We start from the raw sequence: 10067 nt of genomic DNA on the forward strand, positions 1-10067 counted from the left end.
ACCTGCGGATCTTCGAGGACGAGGGCGGCCCCCTCGACCCCGAAGAGGTGCGCGCGACGGTGAGCCCTGCGCTCGGCGCCGGGCTGCTCACCGGCAAGTCCGCGGGGATCCCGGCGGCATCGTTCGACCAGTTGCTGCACCGCGACACCGCGACGACCGGCTCGGTCGCCGGTCCCAGCACCCTGATCGTGTCGCAGGCTCCGTCCGGTGCGCCGCTGGTCGCCCCGGTCGCCGCCACCGGCGAGGTCATCGTCACCGGCACGTGGGTGCTGCCCGAGGGCATGGGCTCGACCGGCCACGCGCCCGGCACCACCGACGGCAAGGACCTCGACGCCGCGCTGATCGACGGCGAACTGCCCACGCACTCGTCGCCGACCCCCATCGCGGCCAGCGCCGCCGTGAGCACCGCCGTCACGCCCGAGGAGATCATCACGCCGCCCGCGCCGGAGAAGGGCAACAAGCTCATGCTCACCCTCGCGGTCACGGCAGGCGTCCTCGCCGTCGCGCTCATCGGCGTGCTCGTCTTCGCCCTCGTCACAGGAGTGTTCAAGTGACCGCAACCGACAACGCCCGCCGGATGCTGCAGATCGCCGTGACCGCGGCGGACAAGCTCGGCGGTGAGGACTTCGTCGCCCTCGACGTGTCGGAGCCCCTTCCGCTCGTGGACGTGTTCCTCCTCGTGACCGGCCGCAGCGAGCGCAACGTCGCCGCCATCGCCGACGAGGTCGAGGACCGGCTGCTGGAAGCGGGCCACAAGCGGCTGCGTCGCGAGGGCCGGCAGGAGGCCCGCTGGGTGCTGCTTGACTTCGGCGACCTCGTGGTGCACGTGTTCCACCCGGAGGAGCGCACCTACTACGGCCTCGAGCGCCTGTGGAAGGACTGCCCGACCGTGCCCTTCGAGGTTGCGGCTCACGCCGAGATCGACGCCTGATCGCCCCGGCCGTGTGGCTGCCTCATTGCAGGCAGAACTCGTTGCCCTCGGGATCGAGCAGCTGGTAGTAGCGCTCGGGCCACGGCCCCCAGGGCTGGTCGACGAGACGCACCACCGTTGCGCCGAGCGCGACGAGCCGGTCCTTCTCGGCATCCAACTCGTCCGGCGTGGGCTTGCGCCCCGGCGTCGTCGAGATGTCCAGATGGATCCGGTTGCGTTCCCGCTTCGCCGATGCGGCGTGGTGGAAGAACAGCCGCGGCCCCACACCGGCGGGGTCCTCCGCCAGTCCGCGTTTCGCGAGATCCTCTTCGCTGAGCCCGCTCGTGAGCAGCAGCTGCTTGAGCTCGCCGTCGAAGACGGCGTGCGGATAGCCGAACACGTCCGCCCAGAAGTGCGACAGAGCGAGCGGATCGTCGGCGTAGAAGGTGATGTTCCCGAGCCCCGCCATGATGCCTCCGTTCATCGTTGCGGCGAGACTACGCCCGCCCTCCGACGTTGACTTGCCCTGGATGTACGTCGTGCGCGGCGCGTCGCGTACATCCAGGGCAAGTCAACGATGCGTGGGGGGCGGCCCTGGTCGGGAGCGCGCCGAATCTGTAGTAGGGTTGAGGAGTTGCCCCGGGGAACCGGGAAGACGGAACAAGGGCCTGTGGCGCAGCTGGTAGCGCACCTGCATGGCATGCAGGGGGTCAGGGGTTCGAGTCCCCTCAGGTCCACCGAACAGCCCCCGGAATCCATCGGATCCGGGGGCTTCGTCGTCCCCGGATGCCGTGGATCCGTCGGAGGCTGCCGGAATCAGTCGGCGGCGACCGGCGAGGCGTCGACGCCGCGCCGGAGCGCGTACACCTCGACGGGCTGCCAGTGCGTCGCGGCCACCGAGCCCATCGCGCCGACGCCGCCGCCGGAGCCCGATTGCGACGGGACCCCGCCGCCCGCGTTCTCCGCCGTCGACACCGTCACAGTGTTCACGGCCGGCCTTTCGGATCGTCTGCCTGCAGATGCGCTCGTCACCATTGCGATGGCACTCGCGGTCAACGCGACCGTCGATATGCCGGCAAGGACCAAGGAGCCCCATGGGCTGTGCTCGACCACTTCCATCCCCCAGAAAAAACGGGAAGTACGCCCCAGATGCGTGACTCAGGCTCCCCCGGCCTGTGCTACCCCCATGGATACTCCTCGGGGCGGACGGTGTCAACGCCCTCCGGCGCAGCGGCTTCGCGCGAGTGTGCCAGATGCCGTTGGGCGGCGCAACGGGCTTCCGCACCGCTCCCGAGTTGCGCAGACTCGTTATCCGGGGCCGTCCTCGGATGCGGACGGGGGAAGGGAAGCCTGTCCGGGCGGGTGCTGGAACCATGGTGAAGCGGAATCGGATCACTGCGGCGGCCGAGGCGGCACAGGCCCGCGCCGTGACCCTCGTGCGCCCCGAGGCGGACGCCCCTTCCGCGCGGTCTCGCGACGACGACGGGACGCGCACGCGCGTGGTGCTGAGATGGCTGCTGTTCGTGTGCCGACATCCGCTCCTCTTCTCCATGACGGTGCTGTCGGCGGGGGCGATGATCGTGCCGGGGCGGAACCGGGGCGATGCCCGGCTCCACCGCATCCCCGAGCGCCGTGACGACGGCGGGTCGATGCTCCCCGTCGGCGACGCAGCCGAGACCACCGGTACCCACCCGCAGCCGGCACGACCGCGGGGGCGCCTCCGCCTCGGCACATGGAAGTACGTGCTCAAGCGCACCCTGCGCGAGTTCTCCATGCATCAGTGCCCCGACGCCGCCGCGGCTCTCACGTACTACGCCGTGCTGTCGCTGTTCCCGGCGCTCATCGCCGTCTTCTCGCTGCTCGGGGTCTTCGGCCAGAGCGGGGCCGCAGCGACGGCCGTGCTCGGAATCATCGACCAGGTCGCTCCCGGTGACACCGCATCGGCGCTGCGCGGGCCGATCGAGCAGTTCGCCCACGCACCGGGCGCCGGATTCGCGCTGGCCGTCGGGATCGTGGTGGCGCTCTGGTCGGCCTCCGGCTACGTCGGAGCCTTCAGCCGGGCCGTCAACCGCATGTACGACGCGTCCGAAGGCCGGCCGTTCTGGCGCCTGCGGCCGATGCAGCTCGGCGTGACCCTGATCACCGTCGTCTCGATGGCCGTCGTCGCGGTCGTGCTGGTCGTGTCGGGCGGCGTCGTGGATGCCGTCGGGCGTGTGATCGGCGCGAGCGAAGGCGTGCGGATCACGTGGAGCATCCTGAAATGGCCCGTGCTGCTGCTGGTCGTGATCCTGCTGGTCGCCGTGCTGTACCGCGCCACCCCCAACGTGAAGCCGCCGGGATTCCGGCTGATCAGCATCGGAGCCTCGCTCGCGATCGTGGTGCTCGCCGCCGGCACCCTGGCGTTCGGCCTGTACGTGGCGAACCTGTCGAACTACGGCCGGACGTACGGATCGTTCGCCGGCGTCATCGTCTTCCTGCTGTGGCTGTGGATCGCGAACCTCGCCCTCCTGTTCGGAGCGGAGCTCGATGCGGAGCTCGAGCGGGGGCGCGAGCTGCAGGCCGGGATCGCCGCGGAGGAGCACATCCGCCTCGCACCTCGCGACACCCGGCAGAGCGACAAGAGCGCCGTGAAGGCGCGATCGGAGATCGCCGAAGGCCGGCGCATCCGCACCGGAGGCGCGCGGTAGCGTGACCGCATGACGACCATCGCGCGCGGCGAGCGCGCCGACCTTCGCACGCATGCTGTGGCGAACCAGCCCCCGTGGCGCGTCGACCTCAACGAATACACCGCGAACGTCCCGCTGGTGCAGGCGGTGGCTTCTTTCGGCGCGTCGCACGCCGATGTGGAGCTGACGTCCACCGGCGCCCGGGTCGGCACGGCCGCGTTCCAGCAGGATGCCGAACGCGCGCACGTCCACGAGCCCGTGCTGCACACCTACGACCGGTGGGGTTTCCGGCTCGACGAGGTCGAGTACGACCCGTCGTATCACCGCGTGATCGCGGCCGCCGTGGCCGACGGCGCGCACACGGCCGCGTGGTCCGCGCCCCGATCCGGCGCCGCGGTCGCCCGCGCCGCCACCTTCATGCTGTATGCGCAGGTCGAGCCGGGACACGCGTGCCCGATCTCGATGACGCATGCCGCGGTGGCATCCCTGCGCGACTCGCCGTGGATCGCCGGCTCCTGGCTGCCGCGCCTCTACGCACGCAGCTACGACCCGCGCCTCGCGGTCGACGGCGGCAAGCCGAGTGCGCTGGTCGGCATGGCCATGACCGAGAAGCAGGGCGGATCGGACGTGCGCGCCAACACGACCGTCGGCGAGCACGTCTCCGGTCACACCTACCAGCTGACCGGGCACAAGTGGTTCTGCTCCGCCCCCATGTCGGATGCCTTCCTCGTGTTGGCGCAGACCCGGCGTGGAGGGCGCGGCGAGGGGCTGACCTGCCTGTTCGTCCCGCGGGTGCTCCCGGACGGAACGCGGAACGAGTTCCGCATCCAGCGCCTCAAGGACAAACTCGGCAACCGATCCAACGCGTCCGCCGAGATCGAGTTCGAGGGCACGTCGGGCACGATCGTGGGCGAGCCCGGGCGCGGGGTGCCCACCATCATCGAGATGGTGCAGCGCACACGGCTGGACTGCGTGCTCGGCACCGCGGCGGGCATGCGGCAGGCGGTCTCCGAGGCATCCTGGCACGCTCGGCACCGGCGTGCCTTCGGCGCGGTGCTCGCCGACCAGCCGGCCATGACGGCCGTGCTCGCCGACCTCGCGCTCGAATACGAGGCAGCCCTGCTGAGCGGTCTGCGGCTCGCGCAGGTCTTCGAGACCGCGGCGACCGACGCAGATGCGGCCCTTCGGCGGATCGCGACGCCGGTGCTCAAGTACTGGGTGTGCAAACGCGGTCCGCAGCACGCCTACGAGGCCATGGAGTGCCTCGGGGGCAACGGCTACACGGAGGGTTTCCCACTCGCACGCCGCTACCGCGAGCAGCCCGTGATGGCGATCTGGGAGGGATCCGGCAACGTGATCGCCCTGGATGTGCTGCGCGCGCTCGGCCGGGATGCCACCTGCGCGGATGCCCTCGTCGCGGAGCTCGAGACCACTGCCGGCGCCCACCCGCTGCTCGACGCCCACATCGCGCGCACGCTGGCACTGCTGCGGGACGTCGGTCGAGAGCCCGAGGGCGTTGCCGCGGGCCAGGCGCGCCGGCTCACCGAGCTGCTGGCGCTCGCCCTGCAGTCCTCCCTGATGCTGCGTCATGCTCCGCACGTCGACGCCGAGGCGTTCATCGGCGCCCGCCTCGACGAGGATCGCGCCGCCCAGTACGGCGTGCTGCCGCGCGGGACGGATGCCGCCGGCATCCTGCACCGGCACGAGCCGCCGGCAGGCGACTGATCAGGCCGCCAGCGCCGACTCGACCTCGACGCTCGCCAGGAGCCTCCGCCGCAGCGCCTGGGCGCGATCGCCGAACGCGCGCTGCCGGCGGACGTACTCCGCCTTGCCGTCCGGCGTCTCGATGCGCACGGGTTCGCCGGCCCAGGCGGCCATGTCGTAGGGGGACGCCTGCATGTCCAGGTAGCGGATGTCGCGGGCGAGCTCGAAGGCGTCCAGCAGCAGCTCGCCCGGCACGAGCGGTCCGAGCTTCACCGCCCACTTGTACACGTCCATGTTCGCGTGCAGGCAGCCGGGCTGCTCGGCCGTGGGCTGGGTGTCGCGGCTCAGCGCGGTGCGGTTGCGCGGTACCGCGTCGTCGGTGAAGAACCGGTACGCGTCGAAGTGGGTGCAGCGGAGATCATGCGCCTCGACCACCGCATCGGTGGCCTGCTGACCGAGGCGCAGCGGGACGGGATGCCGGTGCGCGCCCTGCCGGTACACCATGGCCCACTCGTGCAGGCCGAAGCAGCCGAACGAGGCGGGCCGGTCGGCGGTGAGGCGCAGCAGGCGCGTCACCGAGGCCACGAGCGGGCCCTTCTCAGCCCGGAAGGCGGCCGCATCGACGGTCACAGAGCCCGGCAGCGAACCCGCGCGATACCAGCGCCACGCGGCCCGATCCGTCGACTGCGCGTCCGCGAGATCGATTCCCGCGCCGGGATGCCAGCGCCGCAGCACGGCCGGCTTGTAGGAGTAGTAGGTGAACAGGAAGTCCTCGACGGGATGCCGTTCGCCCCGCGCGGTGCGTTCCCGGTGTGCCGCCGTCAGCGCATCCGCTCGCTCCCGGTGGGCCGACTCGCGGTGCAGCCAGTGCTCAGGCGCCAGCAGCGTCACGCGGCGTCCGCGGGCTCGATGAGCTCGGGGGAGTTGTTGCGCACATTGCCCACCGCCGTGCCCACCACGTGGTCTGCCAGGGTGCCGGCGACATCCGGCGCGGCGTCGATGGCGGCATCCAGTACGTCGCCCACGTTCTCCACGGTGGGATCCAGCCAGGCATCCGCGAAGTCGGGGTCGAGGAACAGGGGCATGCGATCGTGGATCGACCCCAGTCGGCCGATCGCGTCGCGCGTGAGGATGGTGAAGCTCAGCACCCAGCGGTTCGGGTCGTCGTCGGCGAGCGTCGGGTTGCGCCACCACGAGTACAGTCCGGCGAACAGCATGGGCTCGCCGTCTTCGGGGTGGATGTAGTGCGGGATCTTGCGGTCGCCGTCCTGCTTCCACTCGTAGTACCCGGTGGCGGGCACCACCGCGCGGCGCTTGATGAGCGCGTCGCGGAACATGGGCTTGTGCTCGGCCTCCTCGGCCCGCGCATTGATCGCCCGGGCGCCCGACGCGAGGTCCTTCGACCACGACGGCACGAATCCCCAGCGGGCGGACTCGAGGCGGCGGGTGGGCGGCTCGGTCTTGGACGAGTCGAGCACGATGCCGACGCGATCCGTCGGGGCCACGTTGTACGAGGGCTCGGGCAGGTCGTCGCCGACGACGTCGACCCGAAGCACCCCCACGAGCTCCGATGCGACATTGGCCACCACGAATCGTCCGCACATGGCCGTCACCCTACGCCGGGGGTCCGACGTTCGCGCAGCACGCCCACCTCTTCGAGCCGGGTCAGCAGAGCCGCGCCGTCGTCGCCGGTGACGCGCGGCACGCCCGCCGCGGAGTGGTCGTCCACCTGCGTGCGGCCGCCGGCGAGCACCGCCTCGGCCGGGGTCAGGCGACGGATCGCGACGGCGGCGACCCGGTCGGGGTGCGCGCTCGCGAACGCCGTGTACACCTCGTCGTCGCGCTGGCCGTCGTCGCCGATCAGCAGCCACGTCACATTCGGGAACTCCGCGGCCAGGCGTTCGAGGTTGGATCGCTTGTGCTCCGCGCCGCTGCGGAACCAGCGGTCATGCGTCGGGCCCCAGTCGGTGAGCAGCATCGCGCCCGGGGGGAAGAGGTGCCGGGCGAGGAACCGGGAGAGGGTCGGACCGACGTTCCAGGCTCCCGTCGAGAGGTACACCACGGGCGCGCCGTCGTTCTCGCCCACCAGACGCTCCATGAGCACGGCCATGCCCGGGACCGGCTGGCGGGCGTGCTCGTCGATGACGAACGAGTTCCAGGCCGCCACCATCGGACGCGGCAGGGAGGTGACCATCACGGTGTCGTCGATGTCGCACACGACCCCGAACTTCACGTCGGCGCCGACGATGAACACGCGCGCCTCGACCGGGTCGCCGCCCTCGACCGTCATGGTCAGGGACTGCCAGCCCGGCTCCAGGCGCGCGGGCAGCACGGTGTCCACGACGCCGCCGCGGTCGGCGACGACCTCGTGCGTCACGCCGCCGACGGTGACGCTCACCTGCGCGAAGCCGATGGGCACCGCGACGAAGCTGCGCCATCCCCGCACCCGCGCGTACTCGCTCTTGGATTTCGACGGGATCGGGGAGGTGATCAGCACCCGCCCGAGCACCCGCACCCAGTCTTCGCCGCCGTAGCCGGGGAACGCGGTGACGGTCGGCACGAGCCCGCGGTGGCGTGCCCGGCGCTCCCGCCAGGCGTGGAATCTGTACTCGGCGCGCGCCGGCAGGCCGACCTCGACGCGATCCGCCGGTGTGGCGCGACGCGGAGCAGGGGAGTCGGCCGTCGGGTGGGGCATCCCCTCAGTCTTCCATGCCCGACGCGCCGTGACGGTGTCCGGGGTGCTCCAGGTGGTGTCGCTCCGACCGGGCGATGATCCGCTTGATGACGTAGGTGAGCAGGATGAAGGCGACGATGACAGCCACGAAGAGGTAGCCGGCCTGGTGCAGATTGTCCGCCATCTGCCGGTAGCTGCCGGCGGCGAGCGCCGCCACGGTGACGTAGGCGGACGCCCAGAGGACGCAGGCGGGGAGGGTCCAGGCGATGAACCGCCGGTAGCGCATCCCGCTCATGCCGACCGTCAGCGGAACGAGGGAGTGCAGCACCGGCAGGAATCGGGACAGGAAGATCGCCGGGCCGCCGCGTCGGGACAGGTATCCCTCCGCGCGGTCCCAGTTGCGTTCGCCGAGCCTGCGGCCGAGCCGGGATGCCCGCAGCGCCGGCCCGAACGTCTTGCCGAGCCAGAAGCCGACGCTCTCGCCGAGGAGCGAGCCCGCCACGATCGCACCGACGAGCGCGAGGCCCTCGACGGGGCTGCCCACGGCCGTGCCCGCGGCGATCGCGACCGTGTCGCCGGGCACGATGACGCCGAGGAACACGCTGGTCTCGAACGCCATCGCGACGCCGGCGAGCAGAGTCCGCAGCACCGGGTCGACGTCCTGGATGACGCCGAGCAGCCACGTGACGAACTCGTTCATATGAAAAGGGTAGGCCGGTGCGCTCGGGTGGCGCTGGGAATCCGGGGCGCGGACCCTGCTCGGAGCCGTCCGGTACCCTGAAAAGTGCGCTCGTCGCGCATTTCCCGACTGTTCGAACAGCGATTGGCTCTTCCTGTGTCCCAGACCACCGAGTCCCACCACTCCGCACCCTCCGAGGGCGGATACGACGCCCACGCGATCCAGGCGAAGTGGCAGGCGCTCTGGGCCGAGAAGGACCCGTTCCGCGCCGGCGGCGACGACGACACCCGGCCGCGCAAGTACGTGCTGGCGATGTTCCCGTACCCGTCCGGCGACCTGCACATGGGGCACGCCGAGAACTACCTGTACTCGGACATCGTGGCCCGATTCTGGCGGCACCGCGGCTACAACGTGCTGAACCCGATCGGCTGGGACTCCTTCGGCCTGCCGGCGGAGAACGCCGCCATCAAGCGCGGAGCCGACCCGCGCACCTGGACGTACGAGAACATCGCCCAGCAGCGCGCCAGCATGGAGCAGTACGGCGTCTCGTTCGACTGGTCGCGCGTGCTGCACACGAGCGACCCGGGCTACTACCGTTGGAACCAGTGGCTGTTCCAGCGTCTGTACGAGCGAGGCCTCGCCTACCGCAAGGACAGCCCCGTCAACTGGTGCCCGAACGACCAGACCGTGCTCGCCAACGAGCAGGTCGTGGACGGCCACTGCGAGCGCTGCGGCGCCGAGGTCGTCAAGAAGAAGCTGACCCAGTGGTACTTCCGGATCACCGACTACGCGGATCGCCTGCTGGACGACCTGAACCAGCTCGAGGGGTTCTGGCCGCAGAAGGTCATCCACATGCAGCGCAACTGGATCGGGCGATCCGTCGGCGCCGACATCCACTTCGAGATCGAGGGCCGCGCCGAGAAGGTCACCGTCTTCTCCACCCGGCCCGACACGCTGCACGGCGCCACGTTCATGGTGATCGCCCCGGACTCCGACCTGGCGGCCGAGATCGCCTCGGAGGCACCGGCCGACGTGCGCATGCGCTTCCAGGCATATCTCGAGACGGTCCAGCGCACCACCGAGATCGACCGGCAGTCCACCGACCGTCCGAAGACCGGTGTGTTCCTGGAGCGGTACGCGATCAACCCGATCAACGGGGAACGGCTGCCGATCTGGTCTGCCGACTACGTGCTGGCCGACTACGGCCACGGCGCCGTCATGGCCGTGCCCGCGCACGACCAGCGCGACCTCGACTTCGCCCGGGCGTTCGACCTGCCGGTGAAGGTCGTCGTCGACACGACCGCGCCGATCACCGGCGCCATCCCGGTCATCGAGCTGGACGACGACGGCGTGCCGATCGAGCCGGAGGAGACCTCCCTCGACGACCTCGACCCGGTGCGCACCGGCGTCGCGCTCACCGGCGAGGGCCGGATG

General features: G+C 70.9%; 10 protein-coding genes, 1 tRNA gene and 1 pseudogene. 6 read left to right on the forward strand and 6 right to left on the reverse strand.

Annotation, left to right across the window (positions count from 1 at the left end):
- Together VJR25_RS10685 and rsfS are read left to right on the forward strand one after the other, a co-directional pair.
- Nucleotides 1–554, forward strand: a pseudogene (locus VJR25_RS10685) (hypothetical protein); the annotation flags it as partial.
- 23 nt (nucleotides 555–577) lie between these two features.
- Nucleotides 578–931 carry a ribosome silencing factor gene (gene rsfS, locus VJR25_RS10690; RefSeq protein WP_414683767.1) on the forward strand — a complete coding sequence of 118 codons (354 nt, stop codon included), beginning with the start codon at nucleotides 578–580 and terminating at the stop codon, nucleotides 929–931.
- A 22-nt stretch (nucleotides 932–953) separates the two neighbouring features.
- Here the strand turns inward: rsfS and VJR25_RS10695 are convergent, their stop codons facing one another.
- On the reverse strand, nucleotides 954–1394 hold the full coding sequence (locus tag VJR25_RS10695; RefSeq protein ID WP_324114956.1) for a VOC family protein: 441 nt from the start codon (nucleotides 1392–1394) through the stop codon (nucleotides 954–956).
- A 180-nt stretch (nucleotides 1395–1574) separates the two neighbouring features.
- On the opposite strand from VJR25_RS10695, the gene VJR25_RS10700 reads away from it, so the two are divergent.
- Nucleotides 1575–1647 (forward strand) — tRNA-Ala (locus VJR25_RS10700).
- A gap of 79 nt (nucleotides 1648–1726) precedes the next feature.
- Here the strand turns inward: VJR25_RS10700 and VJR25_RS10705 are convergent.
- Nucleotides 1727–1900 carry a hypothetical protein gene (locus tag VJR25_RS10705; RefSeq protein ID WP_324114957.1) on the reverse strand — a complete coding sequence of 58 codons (174 nt, stop codon included), beginning with the start codon at nucleotides 1898–1900 and terminating at the stop codon, nucleotides 1727–1729.
- A gap of 383 nt (nucleotides 1901–2283) precedes the next feature.
- Here VJR25_RS10705 and VJR25_RS10710 point away from each other — a divergent pair, with 383 nt between their 5' ends.
- Together VJR25_RS10710 and VJR25_RS10715 are read left to right on the forward strand one after the other, a co-directional pair.
- Nucleotides 2284–3597, forward strand: coding sequence for a YihY/virulence factor BrkB family protein (locus tag VJR25_RS10710; protein WP_324114958.1), 1314 nt, complete (start codon nucleotides 2284–2286; stop codon nucleotides 3595–3597).
- Between the two features lie 9 nt (nucleotides 3598–3606).
- Nucleotides 3607–5301: an acyl-CoA dehydrogenase family protein gene (locus VJR25_RS10715; RefSeq protein WP_324114959.1), complete on the forward strand. Its 1695-nt coding sequence runs from the start codon at nucleotides 3607–3609 to the stop codon at nucleotides 5299–5301.
- Here VJR25_RS10715 and VJR25_RS10720 read toward each other — a convergent pair whose 3' ends face one another.
- Genes VJR25_RS10720 through VJR25_RS10735 form a run of 4 tightly spaced genes read right to left on the reverse strand, consistent with a single transcriptional unit; the run spans nucleotide 5302 to nucleotide 8654 of the window.
- Nucleotides 5302–6165, reverse strand: a complete 864-nt coding sequence (locus tag VJR25_RS10720) for a 3-methyladenine DNA glycosylase (protein WP_414683768.1) — start codon at nucleotides 6163–6165, stop codon at nucleotides 5302–5304. It abuts the gene before it with no gap.
- A 2-nt stretch (nucleotides 6166–6167) separates the two neighbouring features.
- The gene (locus VJR25_RS10725; RefSeq protein WP_324114961.1) at nucleotides 6168–6884 is read right to left on the reverse strand and encodes an SOS response-associated peptidase; all 717 of its coding nucleotides are present in this window, start codon (nucleotides 6882–6884) and stop codon (nucleotides 6168–6170) included.
- Nucleotides 6885–6889: 5 nt separating this feature from the next.
- The gene (locus VJR25_RS10730; RefSeq protein WP_324114962.1) at nucleotides 6890–7975 is read right to left on the reverse strand and encodes an App1 family protein; all 1086 of its coding nucleotides are present in this window, start codon (nucleotides 7973–7975) and stop codon (nucleotides 6890–6892) included.
- A 4-nt stretch (nucleotides 7976–7979) separates the two neighbouring features.
- Nucleotides 7980–8654 carry a DedA family protein gene (locus VJR25_RS10735; RefSeq protein WP_324114963.1) on the reverse strand — a complete coding sequence of 225 codons (675 nt, stop codon included), beginning with the start codon at nucleotides 8652–8654 and terminating at the stop codon, nucleotides 7980–7982.
- A 135-nt stretch (nucleotides 8655–8789) separates the two neighbouring features.
- Here VJR25_RS10735 and VJR25_RS10740 point away from each other — a divergent pair.
- Nucleotides 8790–10067: class I tRNA ligase family protein (locus tag VJR25_RS10740; RefSeq protein WP_324114964.1), on the forward strand; the 1278-nt coding region annotated here is incomplete at its 3' end.

Source organism: Microbacterium sp. (genome assembly GCF_035277845.1).
In the GTDB taxonomy this organism is placed as follows: Bacteria; Actinomycetota; Actinomycetes; order Actinomycetales; family Microbacteriaceae; genus Microbacterium.